Raw genomic sequence first — 17,691 nt, 5'->3', positions numbered from 1 at the left:
TGCTCTCAGCTGCGGATGACATCGAACACGATGCCCTCGAGGGTGACACCGGGCGCGAACGAGAACGCCACCCCGGTGGAAATCGGTGCCGCCGAACGCGCGTCGCGGATCATCCGCTCCAGCACGAAGATCAGCGAGACACTCAGCATGTTGCCGTGCTCGGCGAGCACCTCCCAGCTCGGCGCCGCCGCCTCGGCCGGGATCCCCAGCGAGTGCGCCGACTCCTCGATGATGCGGGGCCCACCGGGGTGGATCGCCCACAGATCGATGTCGTCCTTGCCCAGGCCGTTGCGCGCGAGCACCTCGGTCACCACCGGATCCACCCCGCGGTAGATGTAGTCGGGCAGGCTGGTCGCCAGCTCGCAGGTGATGCCCGCGTCCTTCACGCCGAGCACGATGCCGTCCTCCGCGTCGTCGAACAGGTGGCTGAAGCTGTCGCGGATCACGATGCTGCCCGCCGCCAGCGGCTGGTGCACCTGGTTGGCGCCGATCACCACCGCGCCGCACCCGTCACCGAAGAGGCTGTGGGTGATGACGTCGTTGACGTCGTCGTCGAACACCGCGTTCACCGAGCTCAGCTCGATGCACAGCACCATCGCCTTCTTGTCCGGGTGCGCCCGGACATAGTCGGTGGCGGCGCGGATGCCGTTCATCGCGGCGGCACAGCCCATGAAGTTGATGACCATGCGGCCCACCGTCGGCGACAGCCCCAGCTGCTTGACCACCGCGACGTCGACGCCGGGGGCGATGAAGCCGGTGCTGGTCACGAAGATCAGCTGACCGATGTCGTCGGCGGGGTTCTCCAGGCCGGCGACGGCCCGCCTGGCCACGTCGACCGCGAGCGGCACCGCGTGCTCGAAGAACAGGTTCATCCGGTCCCGGATAGTGCCGGGGCGACGGCTGAACGCGAGGAACTCCGGATCGAGCGGGTCGATCGCCAGGTGCCGGGTGTCGATCCGGGTCTTCTGGTAGATCCGCGGAATACGCTGGCGCTGTGCGGGATCGGAGAACAGCTCGGCGACCCGGCCCGCGTTCACGGTCTGGTCGACCACGAGTTCGGGCGATCCGGTGGCGACCGCTTCGATCACGCCGACGGTGGTCGGCGGGGCGGGCGGTAGCAGGTCGTGCCCGCGCTCGACGTCGGCCGTGCGGAGCAGGTCAAAGGAAACAGACACGGGCACAAATCCTTTCGAAACAGAATTGAACGTGGCAGCGGAATCGGTTCAGACGGTTCCGATGCCGGTGAAGCCCTGCACCGTGTAGGTCACACAGGTCTTCAGCGCTGTGGGTGCGCAGTGCTCGCGCACGAATCCCCACCGGTTCTCCTCGGCCTCACGCGAGGGCGCGAGCAGGTAGGTCCGGCACAGCTTGGGGAAACGATCTCCGAAGAAGCTCTTCGCGGGCAGCCACTCCACGCCGAACTTCGCGGCCTCCTCGCGCACCACGTCCTCGGTGGCGATATTGGCGAAGCCGCTGCGCTGGAACGGAAGTACGTGATGCACCCGGTGCGAGCTCAGACCGGCGGAGAGGAAGCAGTCGACGTACTTGTTGCCGACCACGGTCAGGTCGTAGGCCTGCTCGAGCTGGTTGACCGCCCAGTCCTCGGTCTCGGTGTGCAGTTCCTCGGTCGGCACCTCGAAGTCGTGGCTGGCCACCACCATGAACGTGCTGATCCACAGAGTGATCACGAATTGCAGCGCCCAGGCCCAGAAGTCACCCGCGAGGGTGAACACGACGACCTCGGCCACCAGCAGGAACCGCACGCCGAACGAACCGATGAAGTGCGGCAGCGCGCCGCGCCAGGTGCCGTACATGTCCTTGATGCCCACCTTGCGGGTGAGCCGGCAGACATCGAGCAGGCGAATGATCATGCCCGTCAGCAGATGTCCGAACTTGTGCACGGTGTGCACGGGCACCCGGTACAGGCGCGGCACCTGCATCATCATCGTGAAGACGTTCTTCTTGATGTCGACTTCACTCTGCGTGTGCGGGTGGTGCAGCAGGGCGTGACCGTCGGCGGTGACGAAAGACAGTGCGACATAGTTCATGTCGAACGCGTTCACCGCGTACTTGTTGAGCCCCTTCTGCGCCCGGTGGATCGCGTAGTGGCCGAATCCGGCCAGCGAGCTGCGCAGCAGCACCATCGCGATCACGAAGACCGGCAACGGCATCCAGCTGGTGTCCCACAGGCGCAGGCCCTGCACGGCGAAATACAGGAAGATCAACACGGCGACGACGATGTCGAACGCGCGGTCCATCCGCTTCAGGCGGGCCGCCAGCTCGGGTTCCTTGATCCGGGCCTTGACCTGATGCAGGAGGTCGCTCTTGTTGTCGAACTTGTACTTCGGAGTGTCGTCCCAGCTGTTGAAGCCTTCCTTGAACAGGAAGTCGGGCGCGTTGTTCTTCGGGTGGATGTCTTCGGGGGTGGCATCGCGACCGAGGCTGTAACGCTCGATCATCCGCGCGATTTTTTCCGGATCACGGTGGTAGGAACCGATGATCGAGGTGATATCGCGGTTCTTCGTCCGGCCGATGAAGAATTCACCGCCTGGATGCTTGGAGATCCAGTCACTCAGGTCGTAGGCTCTGCCGTTAAAGACCCATACGTTGTTGACGGGAGGCCGACCCCCAGGGCCGGGCGGTGGCGGGAGCTCGCGCTCCTCTTCATCAGGTCGATCATCGATCGTCATTTGTTCTTCCTCCGTGTCGATCGGCGTTCGATGCGTGTTGCCTGCCGACCAGCGTCCCGACACGTATAGTCCTTGTGGCGCCTTGCATCTCGCTGAACATTCTCTTATTGGTGCCGCGTCCGCGGCTCGAAGCGCCGGTTGCCGCAGGCGACACCCAGACGACACACCGGCCCGGGGCTGCGGACGGCACTGCGTGCCAGGCTCCGCGGTCCCCGGACCGGTGGGTGACTATCCGGTTCGGTCGGCTCGGATCAGCCGGCCGGCTTGACGATGTTGACCGGCTTGGCCCAGTTGGACAGGCCGACGGTGACCTCGCCCTGGTCCTTCTTCACTACGGCGCGAACGAGATTCGGGCCCTCACCGGTGGACGCGGCGTCCGACGGCTTGGTCGAATCCGAGGCAGGCGGCGCGGTGTCCTGGATCCACAGGGTGATCGGCATGGTGCCGGCGTTCTCGCCGACGCGAGGCACGATCGGGTCGATCACGGCGGCATCGATGGTGCCGGTGACCTTGACGGTGTTGATGCCGTCGATGACTTCGCGGCCCTCGGTCTTCGGGTTCTGGACGTTGGCGATCACGTTCGCGATGCCCTTGTCCTTGTCCAGGATGACGCCCGGATCGTAGACCTTCTCCGCCGGGCCTGCGGGCACGTAGCGGCCACCGGCCTGGGTGTAGAGGACCTTGTCCACCACGAGGAACTTCGACTCGGTGAAGTCGGCCTCCGGCTTGAGCTTGACCTTCGCCTCGCCCATCGCGGCGCCGGAACCCTGGGTCTCGTTGGTGACGTCGGCCGAGACGGTCTCCACGGGCAGGTTCGGCAGGTTCTTCACGTCGATCTTCAGGTGCACGGTGTGCAGGGTCTGCGTGGTCTTCGCCGACTCCTTCACGATCTGCGCGCCGTCGGGCAGCTGACCGGTCGGCGGCGCCGCCGTGGTGGTGGCGTCGTCCTTGGTGCAGCCGGTGACGAGCGCGGCGCAGAGAGCAGCGGCCGCGACGATCGAAGTGATGCCGGAGCGCCGCGCGAAGCGGCTCCGGGGGGTGGGGTGCGGTGTCGTGTCGATCAAGTTTCATCCCCTGGAGATGTCGTGTATGGCGTTGATGAGGCAGCCGAAGCTGCCGGTGCCTGCGACATACTAAGCAGACCATCGGACATCTCGCGCTCCCCCGACGGCGATAGTACCCGAGCTTCGCAGATTGCGACTTGCAAGCGCGCAGTGGAGTTTTCGGATGCTGGTTTCCGCCCTGCCTGGGAAGGATCGTTCCCAGGAACCCTTCTGACCTTCTCGTTCTGCCGAAATCGGCATAGCTTGGTGTCGTAGCCGATGAATAGCTAGCCGACGAGAGAGAAGAAGGTCATGGCAGACAACATCGAAACAGTGGCCGTCAAGGGCTGGGCCTGGGACATCGCGACGGACATCTACTTCCCGCCGGGCTTCGACGAGTCGAAGGTGTACCCCACCGTCGTCTCGGCCCACCCCACCGGCAGCTGCAAAGCGCAGACCTCGGGCAACATCTACGGCAAGGCTCTGGCCGAAGCGGGCTTCGTGGTAGCCGCCTTCGACGCCAGTTTCCAGGGTGACAGTGGCGGCGATCCGCGCTCGGTCGAGGATCCCGGCTTCCGGACCAGCGATTTCAGCTTCGTAATCGACCACCTGGTCACCCTGCCCTATGTCGACGCCGACAATATCGGGGTGCTCGCGATCTGCGGTGGCGCGGGTTACGCCGTGGCGGCCACCAAGATCGACCGGCGGATCAAGGCACTGGGCACCGTGGTCGGCAGCAATGTCGGCCGGTTGATGCGCGAGGGTTTCTCCGAGTACAACCCGATGGGCATGCTCGAGGCGATCGCCGCGCAGCGCACCGCCGAGGCCCGTGGCCAGGCCCAGGTGATCAACGATTTGCTGCCGCCGTCGGTGGAGGCGGCCAAGCAGGCCGGGGTCACCGATATCGATGTCCTCGAGGCCACCGACTACTACAAGACCGATCGCGGTCAGGCCCCCGGCGGCAAGACGAGCTTCAACTTCGCTCGTCAGGCCGCGCTGGCCGATTGGGACGCCTACGACCGTGTCGAGGTCTTCCTGACCCAGCCGCTGTGCGTGGTGATCGGTGACAAGCCGGGCGCGTTCGCCTCGCAGCGGTTGAGCATGGAGCTCTATGGTCGTGCCGCGTCGAAGGACAAGCAGCTCGTGGTGGTCGAGGGCGCCTCGCACTACGACCTCTACGACCAGCCCGGCCCGACCGGGGAAGCGCTGGAGAACCTGGTGCCGTTCTTCGGCAAGCACCTGAGCTGATCAGAATCGACAGACCCAGGGCGGGACACCGGTACACCGGTGGCCCGCCCTGGGCTCTCGGTCGCGGCGAGGTCGGATTCGGATGGCCGGGCCGAGCGGATTCGACCATGGATCGACGGTTGCCGAGCGAGTCCCTCGGCGCCCTGACCACCGGGGGGCCACCTTCGTCGCTCGGCAACCGCCGGACCGCTGGTCCGGGAGAGCCGTCATCCCGTCTCCCGCGGTATGGGTCCCGACCCCGTATGGATCACCGACCCGACCGGGTACTACCCCGGTCTCCGAGTGCCGAAACAGCAGCCCTCGGGCACCTCCTGGACCACACGTCCTGGCCCGAAAAATCGGTAGACCACGGCGATACCCTCGTGCCATGGCACGGGATGAGCGCGGAATCACCGCCCAGAGCGCCGACTTCTCCACCTGGTACAACGAGGTCGTCCTGCGGGCGGCGCTCGTCGACCGCGGACCGGCCAAGGGCACCATCGTCATCCGACCGTACGGGTACCGGATCTGGGAACTCTTGCAGGCCGAGCTCGATCGCCGCATCAAGGACACCGGTCACGAGAACGCCTACTTCCCCCTCCTGATCCCCCGGTCCCATCTCGCACGCGAAGCCGAACACGTCGAGGGGTTCGCCCCCGAAGTCGCCGTTGTCACCCACGCGGGCGGGAAAGAGCTCGAAGAACCCCTCGTCGTGCGACCCACCAGCGAGACGATCATCGGCGAGATGATGGCCGAATGGATCGACTCGCACCGTGATCTGCCCCTGTTGCTCAATCAGTGGGCCAATGTCGTGCGCTGGGAGATGCGCCCGCGCATGTTGCTGCGGACCACCGAATTCCTGTGGCAGGAGGGCCACACCGCCCACGCCGACGAGGCCGAGGCGCGCGCGGAGACCGCGCTGGCCCTCGACATCTACGCCACCGTCGCCAGGGACCTGGCGGCGATGCCTGTCGTCCCCGGCGAGAAGACTCCCGGCGAGCGGTTCGCCGGAGCGGTCGAGACGATCACCATCGAGTCCATGATGCGGGACGGCAAAGCCCTGCAAGCAGGCACGTCCCACTACCTGGGCACCAACTTCGCGCAGGCCTTCGGCATCAGCTACGCGGCCCCGGACGGTCGGGACACGCTGTGCCACACGACCTCATGGGGCATGAGCACCCGCATGCTCGGTGGCATCGTCATGACCCACGGCGACGACCGCGGCCTGGTACTCCCGCCCCGGCTGGCACCCCACCAGGTGGTGATCGTGCCGATCCTGCGCGGCGACACCGCGGCCGCCGTCCTGGCCGCGGCCGGCGAACTCGCCGGAAGGCTCCGCGCGGCCGGTGTCCGAGTCCACGTCGACGACCGTGACCACACGCCGGGCTGGAAATTCAACGAGTGGGAGATGCGGGGTGCGCCGGTCCGGCTGGAACTCGGCCCGCGCGACCTCGCCGCGGGCACCGCGGTGCTGGTCCGCCGTCTCGGCGACGACGGCAAACAGGTCGTGGAGCTGGCGAGCCTGCCCGACACGATGCCCGGCATCCTCGACGACTTCCAGGCGTACCTGCTGGCGCGCGCCACAGCGTTCCGCGACGAGAACACCAGCACCGTCGACGACTGGGCGGCCTTCGAGGTCGCGGTGTCGACCGGGTGGGCGCTCGCGCACCACTGTGGGCGGCCCAGCTGCGAGAACGAGATCACAGCGATCACCACCGCGACGCCGCGCTGCGTTCCCTTGGCAGGCGAAGCGACCAGCGGCCCCTGCGTTCGCTGTGCCGTGCCGAGCGCCTACGGCAAGCGCGTGATCTTCTCCCGCGCCTACTGACCGCGTGTGGGTCGGCCGTGCGACAAGCCGACCCACACACGACGAGCACCTTCCCCCGCTGGCCGTCAGCGGAACCTGTGCCACTACGTCGTGTGGTCGACCCAGCGAGCGCGACGTTCTTCGTCGCTGATCGCGGCCGGCACGTTTCGCCTTCCCTCCTTGCTTCCGAAGCGGTAGGCGACGTCGCCGCATACTGCCGGTCAGCTTTTCATAGTTAAATGCGAATATTGACGTATCAATATGGAGTGGTTGGGGCTCCCCCACTTGTTCAGGCGCACGTGAAGGAGCGGCTGAAGGACTGGCCCGCCGATACCCTGGCACGCATTCCGGTCAGTCTGGCCGATTCGTAGCGCGCGAGGCCCTTGTCGGCGGGCATGTCGTCGAGCGCCTCGGCCAGCGCGACCGCGTCGGTCACCGCTTCTTCGAATCCCGCCCCGGTCATCGGTGTCTGCGCGTGCGCGGCGTCGCCGAGCAGGCCGATTCGGCCGTCGACCACGCGGTGCGGCAAGTATTCGGTGATCGGTGTGGCCACCACATCCCGGGAGCGAAAGGCCTCGACGACCCCGGTGCGCCAAGGCTCGTGCCATCGGGCTTGCGCGGTGCGGATCATCTCGTCGTAGACCTCGTCGGGGATCGCGTCTCCGCGCGGTGTGTGCTTGACCTCGGTGCCGTCGATCGCGCCGATCCGCCGGAACAGCGAGGTGTGGTGCGGATCGAACCAGCCCCAGCCGTATCGGGTGACGCCGCCGTCACGGTCGATCAGTGGGTACACGGCGAGCATGTCGTCGGCACCGTTGAAGAAGTCAGGGCCGCCGGCCCGCTCAGCGAAGGACTCGGGCAGCTCCGATTGGCCCAGCCACACCACGTATCCCGCGTAGTCGGCCACGGGACGGGCCGCGTCGACGGCACGCCGCACCACACTGCGGTAACCGTCGGCGCCCAGCAACACCTCGGACGTCCACGCCGTTCCGTCCTCGAGTCGGGCCCAGGCAGCATCGGCGTCCTGGCCGATCTCGACGACGTGCGCGTTCTCGATCACCGAGACGAGCGGCTCCGCGTCGACGGCGTCGCGCAGCGCCGAGTAGACGTCCCACCAGGCATGCGGGTACACACCCTGGCGCATCGAGGCGGGACCGAGCGCCTTGCCGACGATCTCGCGTGCCTGCGGTCCGAGAGCCCGGCGCAGACTTGCACCGGACACCAGAATCGCGACGCCGCGTTGGGTACGCCCCGTCGTCCGCTCGAGGACGGTGACCGCTGTGCCACGAGCGGCCAACGCGAGCGCGGTGGTCAAACCACCCAGCGAGCCACCGACGATCACCGTCTGCGTATGACGCGACACCTGCTCGGCAGAATTCGTAGAAATGACGGTCTCCTTCATCGACTCGACGGACGCTCACAGCGTTGGGCCGTGGTGCTGTCCGAGTCGATGGTGGCAGCGGAATGCGCACTGGTGCAGGGGAGAATTCGTTCCCAGGACGGGGTGCGAACCCGACGGGCGCGCCGTTGATTCACGCGGTCGGAGATGCCGGCGGGAGCGCTCCGATCACGGACAGGAGCTGGAGTTTGTCGTAGCTCTCGCTGCCGGGGACGGCGGTGTAGACCAGCAGGAGGTGCGATTGGTCGGGGTCGAGAAGTGTCTGACAGGTCAGGTCCAAGGCACCGACCTCGGGGTGCACATAGCGTTTCACGCCGGTGTAGTGGACGCCGATTTCGTGCTCTTTCCAGCGGGTGCGGAATTCTTCGCTGCGGTCGAGCAGCAGCTCCAGCAGGTGCGCCGCGCGTGAATCGGGGCCGCGCAGCGTGACCATCGCGCGCAATCCCGAGGCGAACACGCGCGAGTGCAGAGCGTGGTCGTCGGGGTGGTACATCGCCCGGGTGGCAGGGTCGGTGAACCACCGATAGCCGAGGGAGCGGGCCGGGCCGGTGTAGCGGGTGGTGTCGCCGGTGAGGGCGACACCCAGTGGGGTCTGGCGCAAGGTCTCGCCGAGTTCGGTGACGATCTCGGCGGGGGTATCGGTCAGGCGATCGAAGATGCGTAGCAGGCCCGGGCTGACGTGCTCGCTGGTCGAGCCACGCGCGGGTGGGTTGTGTCCGGCCAGGCGGAACAGGTGGTCGCGTTCGTCGAGCGTCAGGTGCAGCCCCTGCGCGATCGAGGCGATCATCTGCTCGGACGGGTGCGGGCCCCGCTCGCGTTCGAGCCGGCTGTAGTAGTCGGCGGAGAGGTGACACAGCGTGGCGACCTCTTCGCGACGCAGTCCGGCCGTTCGGCGGCGTTCCCCGCGCGGGAGCCCGACGTCTTCGGGTTGCAGTGCTTCTCGGCGGCGTCGCAGGAATTCGGCGAGCCCCGCTCGGTCGATCATCGGCTGCATCCTCCCTGGGTCACGGTTCTGTCCCCAGTCTGCCCTCGGCGGCGCGGGGTTGCCTGGGATCGACAGACCGTGGATATCCGCGCGTCCGGGGCGCAGCCTGAAACCACGTCCCCCGTCCAGCGACCCAGGAGCAACGCATGGCACACACACGGCCGGACCTCATCGTGGCCGACCTCACCGGGAAACTCGCCGTCGTCACCGGCGCCAGTGACGGCGTCGGGCTGGGCCTGGCGACCCGGCTGGCCGCCGCCGGCGCGGAGGTCGTCCTGCCCGTGCGCAACCGGCGCAAGGGCGAGGCGGCGGTCGCGAAGATCAGGCACCAGCACCCTCGGGCGGTGCTGTCGGTGCGCGAGCTGGATCTGTCGTCGCTGGACTCGGTCGCCGCACTCGGTGCGGCCTTGCGCGAGGAGAACCAGCCGATCCACCTGCTCGTCAACAACGCCGGCGTGATGACCCCGCCACAGCGGCAGACCACCGCCGACGGGTTCGAGTTGCAGTTCGGCACCAACCATCTGGGGCACTTCGCGCTCGTCGCCCAGCTGCTGCCGCTGCTGCGCGCCGGGCGGGCGCGGGTGACCTCGCAGATCAGCATCGCCGCGAATCGGCACGCCATGCACTGGGACGACCTGAACTGGGAACGGTCCTACGACGGCCAACGCGCGTACAGCCAGTCGAAGATCGCTCTCGGCCTGTTCGGGCTCGAACTGGATCGGCGCAGCCGGGCGGCAGGCTGGGGCATCACCAGCAATCTCGCCCACCCCGGGGTCGCACCCACCAGTCTCCTGGCGGCGCGGCCCGAACTCGGCCGAACACGAGACACGCTCGGCAGGCGCCTCATTCACGCGCTGTCGCGGCGCGGCATCCTCGTCGGGACGGTCGAGACAGCGCTGCTGCCCGCGCTGCTGGCCGCCACCTCGCCCGACGCCCGCGGCGCCCGACTGTACGGTCCGAGTGGTCTCGGGCACCTGTCCGGCGCACCCGCCGAGCAGGCCGTCTACTCCCGGCTGCGCAGCGCGGACGACGCCGCACGCCTCTGGCAGATCTCCGAGGACCTCACCCACCTGTCGGCTACGGTGTAGTTATCCAATTCACGAGACCCGACATCTGGAGTCGACATGCCGAAGTTGGAGATCAAGAGAAAGTCCGAACTCTCTCGTAAAGAGGCGTCCGAGCGCCTGATCGCGATTGGCAAGGCTCTGGCGGGCGAATCGGAGGTGGAATTCGGTTCGGACGGCGATTCCATCGAGGTCGAAGTCGCCGACCGGGTCAGTTGGGAATTCGAAATCGAGGTCGACGGTACCGAGACCGAAATCGAAATCGAAATCAAATGGCGTGACGAGCCGGTCGAATCGGCGCCTGCCGCACCGCCACCGTCCAGAGCGGCCGCGCCGGCCAAGACGCCGCGCCGCACGCGTGCCCGGAAGCATCCCGCCGGCTGATCCTCAGCCGGGTGCGATCGGCTCGAAGGACCGGATCGAATCGGCGCCGGCACCCACCACCCCCGCCGAGGATTCCGGCACTTCGTTCCACGCCCCCGACAGGTCGCGCAGCGGCTCCGAGACCACGAATCGCGTCTCGGAGCCGAGTTCGCGCAGGATCTCGACCTCCGGGTGCAGTGCCCGCAACGCGGCCAGTTCGGTCGAGAAGAACAGCGACCGTGATTCTCGCTCGCTCGAATAGCGGAACACCCAGAGGAATTCTCCGTCCGTGGTCGCGACGGTCATCTGCACCGGATACTCGACGCCGTGCGCGTGCCCGACGTCTTCGACGAAACCGACCGCGCGGGCGACCGCACCGAACGGATCGTCGGCGAGACCGAGGGTCAAAGCCAGGTAGAACAGGGTTTCGCTGTCCGTCGACCCCTCGATGTCGGCGAAGAGCGCTGGTTCGACGGCGGTGAGCAGATCGCGCCGGGTCTCGTGGAAGCCGCGCAGGGCGCCGTTGTGCACCCACAGCCATCGCCCGTGCCGGAACGGATGGCAGTTGCTGCGTTGCACCGGCGTCCCGGTCGAGGCCCGCACGTGCGCGAGCATCATCGGCGTGCGCACCTGACTCGCGATCTCGCGCAGATTGCGGTCGTTCCAGGCGGGCTCGATGCTCTTGTACACCGCGGGCTCGGCGCCGAGGCCGTACCAGCCGATGCCGAAGCCGTCCCCGTTGGTGGTGGTCACGCCGAGGCGCGAGTGCAGGCTCTGGTCGATCAGGGAGTGCTCAGGGCGGAACAGCAGATCCTCGGCGAGGATCGGCTCACCCGAGTACGCCATCCACCGGCACATACTTCCATTCAAGCAGAAATGTCGGCCTACCGTTTGCGGCCGATACCACCGACGATGCAATGGCGGACCGCGTTGAGCGGGGTGAGGTGGGGACCGTCGGGCCACCAGTCGTCGCACCGGACGAGGCCGGGCTCGACCATCTCCAGGTCGCCGAACATGGCCTGGATCTCGTCCCTGGTCCGGAAGCGGCCGCTGCCCATCGGGCTGTGGATGAACTTCTCTTCCATCTTGCGGGCCAGCTCGCTGTATTCCGGTGTCTGCGGGTCGTGGAAGTGGGCGATCGCGACGAACGATCCCGAGGGCAGGGCGTCGATATAGGTCTGCATCAGCGCGGGCCCGTCCTCACCGAGGTAGTGGTGCAGGGTGCCGATGTGGAACAGCGCCAGCGGCCGGGTGAAGTCGAGCGTGCCGCGAACCGTCTCGTTGCCGAGCACCTCGAGCGGACGGAAGATGTCGGCCTCGGCGATGCGGGTGCGGCTGTTGCTGGCCAGCAGCGCCTGGGCGTGCACGAGGACCGACGGGTCGTTGTCGACATAGACCACCCGCGACTGCGGGTCGACGCGCTGGACCACCTGGTGGGTGTTCTCCGCGGTAGGCAGGCCGGAGCCGAGATCGAGGAACTGATCGATCCCGGCCTTGGCCAGGAATCGGCACGCGCGGATCAGGAAATCGCGGTTGGCCCACGCCAAATCGTTGACCTGCGGCGCGACGGTGCGGACCTGCTCGAGCACCGCCCGGTCCACCTCGTAGTTGTCCTTGCCGTTGAGCGCGGCATCGTAGACCCGCGCGATGCTCGCGCGGGTCGTGTCCACCCCGACCGGAACGGCGCTGGGGTAGGCGGCAGGAGAGTGCGACATCGGGCGCCTCCGTGGGCATCGGACCGACTGTACGAATTCAGCCTAGAGCATCGGTTCCGTTGGCACGGAAGCTATCCCGAGGCCGATGTCACCGCCGGTCGAGCCACTCCGCGAACGTCGGGCCCGCGATGATCGCCGTGGGTCCGGGCAACAGGGCCCCCTCGGCCTGCAACCGGCGGTCCGGGTCGGCGGTGTTCCGCACTTCGACAACCTGCGCCGGTGCGCCGCGGCGGGCCGCGACCCGGGCGACGGCGTCGGCCAGGCGCCATTCCTCGGGCCCGGCGATCTCGACCATCATCGGGCCGTCGGTACGGACGAGATCGGCCAGATGCTCGGCGACCGTGCGCGCGGCGACCAGACGCGCCCGGTACTCGGGCACCTCGGCGCGATCACCGACAGTGGTCCAGTCGAGCATCATCTCGGTGAACTCGTGGAACTGGGCGGCGCGCAGGATGCGCACCGGGACCGGGCCCGCCTGGTAGGCGCGCTCCTGAGCCAGTTTTCCCGCGTAGTGTCCGGCGGTGAAGTCGTCGATGCCGATGATCGAGACCACCGCGATCCGCCGCACCCCCGCTGCCGCCGCGGCCCTGCCGACGGTGCGCGCGACTGTGTCGAAGAAGGTGGTGACCGCGGCGGTGTCGGTGGTCTCGGCGTTGATCGCGTCGACGACCAGATCGGCTCCGGCCAGCGCCTCGGCCAGCCCGTGCCCGGTCACCACGTCGATCCCGGCCGAGCGGGTGATCTCGACGACCTCCTCCCCCTGGTTGTTCAGCACGTCGACGACCTCACGGCCGATCCGTCCGCTCGCGCCGATCACTGCGATCCGCATGGGTGTTTCTCCTTCGCCGGTGAACCTGTCGACGAGATGACGACATGCGGTCGCGCAGTGTGACATCAGCCGGGCAGCGGCGATACCCGGGTCGACGGACGGCTGGCCGCGTGCGACGGGGAGCCGCTGCTCTCACCGCGTGTGCAGGCGACGCCAGGCCTGTTGTTCACCGCCGCCACGCTGCTGCCGATCATGGTGAGTTCCGGTGGCCGGTTGTTCGCGATCGCGATTCATCTGCGGGTGACAGTGCAGTGCATGCCGGCATGCACTGCCTGCCGAGCGGCATCACGTTCGCGGCCGCCGGACTGCACTGAGCGGATCCCGCAGCGATGGCATGCGGGCATCGACCCCGCTCGGCCTCGGGGCGGCGGCGCCGGGTTGGCCGGCCCCGCTGTCGCGCGAGGACGCAGACATCGGTGCGGCCGTCCAGGACGCGTGCGGGCTGGTGCGCGCGACGCTGACCCGCGGCACTACTGGCGTGCCGACAGCCTGCCCGCTGTCGGCGCAGCGGCTCGACAGCGATGCTGCCGAGCCCGCGATCAGAGCTGCGCTTCGATCGCGGCGACGACCTCGCCGGCGTCCGGGGTGATGGTCGGGCGGAAGCGGCCCGCGACAGTGCCGTCGCGGCCGATCAGGAACTTCTCGAAGTTCCACTGGATATCGCCCGCGCTGCCGTCGGCGGCGGGGGTCTCGACCAGGGCGGTGTAGAGCGGGTGCCGGTCCTCGCCGTTGACGTCGGCCTTGGCCAGCAGCGGGAAGTCGACGCCGTAGGTGACCGAGCAGAACTCCTGGATCTCCTCGGCGGTGCCGGGCTCCTGCCCCATGAACTGGTTGCAGGGGAAGCCGATCACCGTGAAGCCCCGCTCACCATAGGTCTTCTGCAACTCGACCAGGCCGGTGTACTGCGGGGTCAGGCCGCACTTGGAGGCCACGTTGACCAGCAACACCGCCCGGCCCCCCGCCAGCTCGCCCAGCGTCGTGTCGGTCCCGGTCAGGGTCTGCACCGCAATGTCTCGAATGTTCGCGCTCACCACAACACCACCAGATCTCGTCTACGTCGGTTCGATCGCCACCGTACCGGAGCCCGACCGGGGCGCAAGCGTCCCGCTGGGCGGGAGGTTTTGTAACACGTTCTTGTTTTGTCGCGCGGTTGGCGGCACCATTTCGGTACGTACCCGAGCAGCGGAGGAAGCCCGTGACCGAACAGCCCCATCGGATCGACACCGTCCGCCCGCTGCGCGCGAACGCCGTGGAGCACTGGGATTTCGAGGCCGACGTGGTGGTGGCCGGATACGGCATCGCCGGTGTGTGCGCCGCGATCGAGGCCGCCAGAGCGGGCGCGAAGGTGCTCATCCTGGAACGGACCGGCGGCTGGGGCGGCGCGGCGGCGCTGGCGGGCGGGTTCGTCTACCTCGGCGGCGGCACCCCGCTGCAGCGGGCGCTCGGCTTCGACGACACCCCGGAGAACATGGCCGCGTTCCTCAAGGCAGCGCTCGGTCCCGGCGTCGACGAGGCCAAGATCGACGACTACTGCGCGGGCAGCGTCGAGCACTACAACTGGCTCGTCGACTGCGGTGTGCCGTTCAAGGAGTCGTTCTGGGGCGAGCCCGGCTGGGAGCCGCCGCACGACGAGGGCCTGATGTACTCCGGCGGCGAGAACTCCGCGCCCTTCCTCGACATCGCCGAGCCCGCGCCGCGCGGTCACGTTCCCGAGCTGGCGGGCAAGAAGATCGGTGAGCGCAGCGGCGGCTACATGCTGATGAAGCCGCTGGCCGACACCGTCGCCACGCTCGACATCGACGTCGAGTACGACACCCGCATCCGCCGGCTGATCGTCGACGACGACGATCGCGTGGTCGGCGTCCTGGCGACCACCTACGGCAAGCCGGTCACCGTGCGGGCCGCGCGCGGCGTCGTCCTGGCGACGGGCAGCTTCGCCTACGACACCGAGATGATCGACCGCTACACCCCGCGCTTGAGCGGCAGGCCCGGCGCGGCGATCGAGGAGCACGACGGCATCGGCATCCGGCTCGCCCAGGCGCTGGGCGCCGAGCTCGCGCACATGGACGCCAGCGAGGTCGCCATCTTCGGCGATCCGCAGATGATGGCGCGTGGCATCCTCGTCAACGGGCGCGGCCAGCGCTACGTCACCGAGGACACCTACCCGGGCCGCATCGGACAGGCGACCCTGCTGCAGAACGACAACCAGGCCTTCCTCGTCATCGACGAGGCCTCGCTCGAGGAAGCGCTGACGACCGAGTCGGCCACCCCGTTCTTCCGGTTCCCACCCAAGTGGGTCGCCGAGACGGTGGCCGAGCTCGAAGCGGACATGGGGCTGCCGGAGCAGACGCTGCAGACCACGATCGCCACCTACAACCGTCACGCCGAGAACGGCAACGACCCGCTGCTGGGCAAGAAGCCCGAGTGGGTGCGCCCGATCTCGACCCCGCTGGCCGGTTTCGATCTGCGCGGTTTCACCGCCGGATTCACCCTGGGCGGCCTGCGCACCGACCTCGACTCACGGGTGCTGCACGTCAGCGGCGAGCCGATCGCCGGGCTCTACGCCGCGGGTCGTTGCACGTCAGGGCTGTGCGCGTACGGTTATGTCAGCGGTGCGTCACTCGGTGACGGCAGCTTCTACGGCCGTCGCGCGGGCAAGGCCGCGGCAGCGGCCGGCTCGGACTGAGTCAGGCGGCACCCACCGGACCGCCACTGTCAGTACGCTGCTTGCAGCGCCGCCGCCGGACGACGAGTCCGGCTGCGCTCGCGGGCTTTTCGGACCCGCGAGCGGGCGCGTCCAGTTGGCTACGACAGATGCAGTGCAGGATCGGAGTTGGACAGTGCAAGCAGGTGGGACGTCCGCGGATTACGTGATCGTCGGCTCGGGGTCGGCGGGGGCGGTGCTCGCGAATCGGCTCAGCGCCGACCCGGGCACCACGGTCGTGCTGTTGGAGGCCGGTCCGGCCGACGACGACAAGTTCGCCCATATTCCGGCGGCGTTCTCGAAGCTTTTCCGCACCGAGCGTGACTGGGACTACCTGACCGAGCCGCAGCCCGGCCTCGGCGACCGGCAGATCTACTGGCCGCGCGGCAAGACCTTCGGCGGCTCGTCGTCGATGAACGCGATGATGTGGGTGCGTGGTTTCCGCGCCGACTACGAGGAGTGGGGGCTCCTGGCCGGCAAGGAGTGGAACTTCGCGGCGGCGGTCGAGCAGTTCCGCAAGATCGAGAACGTCCAGGACGCGCAGTACCCGGACGAGGGGTCGCGCGGCCCACTGCACGTGCAGCGCCAGCGCAGCCCGCGCGCTTCGACGCACGCCTTCCTCGAGGCCGTGCGTCAGGCGGGCCACGAGCTCGAGTCGCCGAACCGGCCCGCGCCGCAGGGCTTCTCGCAGACGATGGTGACCCAGCGCGACGGCAGGCGCTGGAGCACCGCCGACGCGTACCTGCGCCCGGCGATGAAGCGCGCCAACCTGACCGTGCGCGCCGAAGCGCTGGCCACCCGGGTGCTCTTCGCCGGCACCAAGGCCACCGGCGTGGAGTACCTGCACGCCGGGCAGACCCACACCGTGACCGCGAATCGCGAGGTCATCCTGTGCGGTGGCGCGGTGAACAGCCCGCAGCTGCTGCAGCTCTCGGGCATCGGCGACCAGGACGAGCTGAAGCAGCACGGCATCGACGTGGTCGCGCACTCCCCCGAGGTCGGTGCGAACCTGCAGGACCATCTGATCGCGGCCCTGGGCTACAGCGTCGAGGGCGACTCGCTGTTCGCGGCGGAGAAACCGCTGGAGCTGATCAACTACCTGGTCCGCCATCGCGGCATGCTCACCTCCAATGTCGGTGAGGCGTACGGGTTCGTGCGCAGCGAGCCCGATCTCGAGCACCCCGATCTGGAACTGATCTACGCGCCGGCGCCGTTCTATCACGAGGGCCTGGTCGAGGCGACCGAGCACGGCGTCGTCCTCGGCGCGATCCTGCTGCGCCCGCGCAGCCGGGGCCGGATCGGTCTCGCGTCGGCCGATCCGACCGCCAAGCCGGTCATCGACCCGCGGTACCTGTCCGATCCCGACGGCGCCGACCGCGCGGCGCTGATCGCCGGACTGCGGGTGTGCGCGAGCCTGGTCCAGCAGCCCGCGCTCAAGAGCGCGCTGGGCGAGCTGATCTACCCGCCGGAGGCGCCCGACGATCTCGAGGCGACCATGGCGCTGACGCTCGAGAAGTTCTCGCACACCCTGTACCACCCGGTCGGCACCTGCCGAATGGGTACCGACGCGGCCAGCGTGGTCACCCCGGACCTGAAGGTGCGCGGTGTCGAGGGCCTGCGCGTCGCCGACACCTCGGTGATGCCGCTGATCATCCGCGGGCACACCAACGCCCCGGCCATCTTCATCGGTGAACAGGCGGCGGACTTCATCCTGGCCGAGTCCTGACCCGGGCGTGGGGGGGGGGGGGGGGGGGGGGGGGCGCCCCCCCCCCCCCCCCCCCCCCCCGCCCCGGGGGGGGGGGGGGGGGGGGGGGGGGGGGGGGGGGGGCCGGGGGCGGGGGGGGGGGGGGGGGGCGGGGGGCGGG

The 17,691-nt window shown here is 68.4% G+C and carries 15 protein-coding genes; 6 read left to right on the top strand and 9 right to left on the bottom strand.

The genetic code is table 11. From position 1 onward, the window contains the following. Nucleotides 1-5: 5 nt before the first annotated feature. From ACIO52_RS18305 to ACIO52_RS18295, 3 genes are all read right to left on the bottom strand, one after another. A complete protein-coding gene (locus ACIO52_RS18305) occupies nucleotides 6-1,175 on the bottom strand; it encodes a 3-oxoacyl-[acyl-carrier-protein] synthase III C-terminal domain-containing protein (protein WP_218720059.1) in 1,170 nt (389 codons plus the stop codon). A gap of 48 nt (nucleotides 1,176-1,223) precedes the next feature. Beyond that, nucleotides 1,224-2,690, bottom strand: a complete 1,467-nt coding sequence (locus ACIO52_RS18300) for a fatty acid desaturase (protein ID WP_218720058.1) — start codon at nucleotides 2,688-2,690, stop codon at nucleotides 1,224-1,226. Between the two features lie 251 nt (nucleotides 2,691-2,941). Further along, nucleotides 2,942-3,754 carry an LppX_LprAFG lipoprotein gene (locus ACIO52_RS18295; RefSeq protein ID WP_255588254.1) on the bottom strand — a complete coding sequence of 271 codons (813 nt, stop codon included), beginning with the start codon at nucleotides 3,752-3,754 and terminating at the stop codon, nucleotides 2,942-2,944. 291 nt (nucleotides 3,755-4,045) lie between these two features. On the opposite strand from ACIO52_RS18295, the gene ACIO52_RS18290 reads away from it, so the two are divergent. Both ACIO52_RS18290 and proS read left to right on the top strand, forming a co-directional pair. Next, nucleotides 4,046-4,981, top strand: coding sequence for an alpha/beta hydrolase (locus ACIO52_RS18290; protein WP_402645182.1), 936 nt, complete (start codon nucleotides 4,046-4,048; stop codon nucleotides 4,979-4,981). A gap of 367 nt (nucleotides 4,982-5,348) precedes the next feature. Beyond that, nucleotides 5,349-6,788, top strand: a complete 1,440-nt coding sequence (gene proS / locus ACIO52_RS18285; protein ID WP_402645179.1) for a proline--tRNA ligase — start codon at nucleotides 5,349-5,351, stop codon at nucleotides 6,786-6,788. 268 nt (nucleotides 6,789-7,056) lie between these two features. Here proS and ACIO52_RS18280 read toward each other — a convergent pair whose 3' ends face one another. Then, nucleotides 7,057-8,169, bottom strand: coding sequence for an FAD-dependent monooxygenase (locus tag ACIO52_RS18280; protein ID WP_402645176.1), 1,113 nt, complete (start codon nucleotides 8,167-8,169; stop codon nucleotides 7,057-7,059). A gap of 130 nt (nucleotides 8,170-8,299) precedes the next feature. Beyond that, complete coding sequence (locus tag ACIO52_RS18275; RefSeq protein ID WP_218720054.1) at nucleotides 8,300-9,151, bottom strand: helix-turn-helix transcriptional regulator; 852 nt, start codon at nucleotides 9,149-9,151, stop codon at nucleotides 8,300-8,302. 146 nt (nucleotides 9,152-9,297) lie between these two features. Between ACIO52_RS18275 and ACIO52_RS18270 the strand changes: the two genes are divergently transcribed. Beyond that, complete coding sequence (locus ACIO52_RS18270; RefSeq protein ID WP_402645172.1) at nucleotides 9,298-10,239, top strand: SDR family oxidoreductase; 942 nt, start codon at nucleotides 9,298-9,300, stop codon at nucleotides 10,237-10,239. Nucleotides 10,240-10,275: 36 nt separating this feature from the next. Continuing rightward, nucleotides 10,276-10,599 (top strand): amphi-Trp domain-containing protein, encoded by a 324-nt coding sequence (locus ACIO52_RS18265; RefSeq protein WP_218720052.1) that lies wholly within the window; start codon nucleotides 10,276-10,278, stop codon nucleotides 10,597-10,599. A 3-nt stretch (nucleotides 10,600-10,602) separates the two neighbouring features. Here ACIO52_RS18265 and ACIO52_RS18260 read toward each other — a convergent pair whose 3' ends face one another. From ACIO52_RS18260 to ACIO52_RS18245, 4 genes are all read right to left on the bottom strand, one after another. Continuing rightward, nucleotides 10,603-11,424: a class II glutamine amidotransferase gene (locus ACIO52_RS18260; protein ID WP_402645170.1), complete on the bottom strand. Its 822-nt coding sequence runs from the start codon at nucleotides 11,422-11,424 to the stop codon at nucleotides 10,603-10,605. A gap of 38 nt (nucleotides 11,425-11,462) precedes the next feature. Then, nucleotides 11,463-12,293, bottom strand: a complete 831-nt coding sequence (locus ACIO52_RS18255; RefSeq protein ID WP_316574729.1) for an SAM-dependent methyltransferase — start codon at nucleotides 12,291-12,293, stop codon at nucleotides 11,463-11,465. 88 nt (nucleotides 12,294-12,381) lie between these two features. Beyond that, nucleotides 12,382-13,122, bottom strand: coding sequence for an SDR family oxidoreductase (locus ACIO52_RS18250; RefSeq protein WP_402645167.1), 741 nt, complete (start codon nucleotides 13,120-13,122; stop codon nucleotides 12,382-12,384). 539 nt (nucleotides 13,123-13,661) lie between these two features. Further along, entirely contained in the window at nucleotides 13,662-14,156 is a 495-nt protein-coding gene (locus ACIO52_RS18245) for a glutathione peroxidase (RefSeq protein WP_402645164.1), read from the bottom strand. A gap of 161 nt (nucleotides 14,157-14,317) precedes the next feature. Here ACIO52_RS18245 and ACIO52_RS18240 point away from each other — a divergent pair, with 161 nt between their 5' ends. Both ACIO52_RS18240 and ACIO52_RS18235 read left to right on the top strand, forming a co-directional pair. Continuing rightward, nucleotides 14,318-15,808, top strand: a complete 1,491-nt coding sequence (locus ACIO52_RS18240) for an FAD-dependent oxidoreductase (RefSeq protein ID WP_218720048.1) — start codon at nucleotides 14,318-14,320, stop codon at nucleotides 15,806-15,808. Nucleotides 15,809-15,962: 154 nt separating this feature from the next. Continuing rightward, entirely contained in the window at nucleotides 15,963-17,552 is a 1,590-nt protein-coding gene (locus ACIO52_RS18235; RefSeq protein ID WP_402645161.1) for a GMC family oxidoreductase, read from the top strand. The last annotated feature ends 139 nt before the right edge of the window (nucleotides 17,553-17,691 follow it).

It is taken from the genome of Nocardia sp. NPDC087230 (genome assembly GCF_044744725.1).
GTDB lineage: Bacteria > Actinomycetota > Actinomycetes > Mycobacteriales > Mycobacteriaceae > Nocardia > Nocardia canadensis.
The sequence above is the reverse complement of the archived record's forward strand: the minus strand, read 5'-3'. Positions and strand labels throughout refer to the sequence as shown.

Bases quoted from the DNA above. Each gene is read 5' to 3' on its own strand.
- ACIO52_RS18300 (WP_218720058.1), bottom strand. From the start codon at position 2,690: ATGACGATCGATGATCGACCTGATGAAGAGGAGCGCGAGCTCCCGCCA.
- ACIO52_RS18290 (WP_402645182.1), top strand. From the start codon at position 4,046: ATGGCAGACAACATCGAAACAGTGGCCGTCAAGGGCTGGGCCTGGGAC.
- proS (WP_402645179.1), top strand. From the start codon at position 5,349: ATGGCACGGGATGAGCGCGGAATCACCGCCCAGAGCGCCGACTTCTCC.
- ACIO52_RS18280 (WP_402645176.1), bottom strand. From the start codon at position 8,169: ATGAAGGAGACCGTCATTTCTACGAATTCTGCCGAGCAGGTGTCGCGT.
- ACIO52_RS18275 (WP_218720054.1), bottom strand. From the start codon at position 9,151: ATGATCGACCGAGCGGGGCTCGCCGAATTCCTGCGACGCCGCCGAGAA.
- ACIO52_RS18270 (WP_402645172.1), top strand. From the start codon at position 9,298: ATGGCACACACACGGCCGGACCTCATCGTGGCCGACCTCACCGGGAAA.
- ACIO52_RS18265 (WP_218720052.1), top strand. From the start codon at position 10,276: ATGCCGAAGTTGGAGATCAAGAGAAAGTCCGAACTCTCTCGTAAAGAG.
- ACIO52_RS18260 (WP_402645170.1), bottom strand. From the start codon at position 11,424: ATGGCGTACTCGGGTGAGCCGATCCTCGCCGAGGATCTGCTGTTCCGC.
- ACIO52_RS18255 (WP_316574729.1), bottom strand. From the start codon at position 12,293: ATGTCGCACTCTCCTGCCGCCTACCCCAGCGCCGTTCCGGTCGGGGTG.
- ACIO52_RS18250 (WP_402645167.1), bottom strand. From the start codon at position 13,122: ATGCGGATCGCAGTGATCGGCGCGAGCGGACGGATCGGCCGTGAGGTC.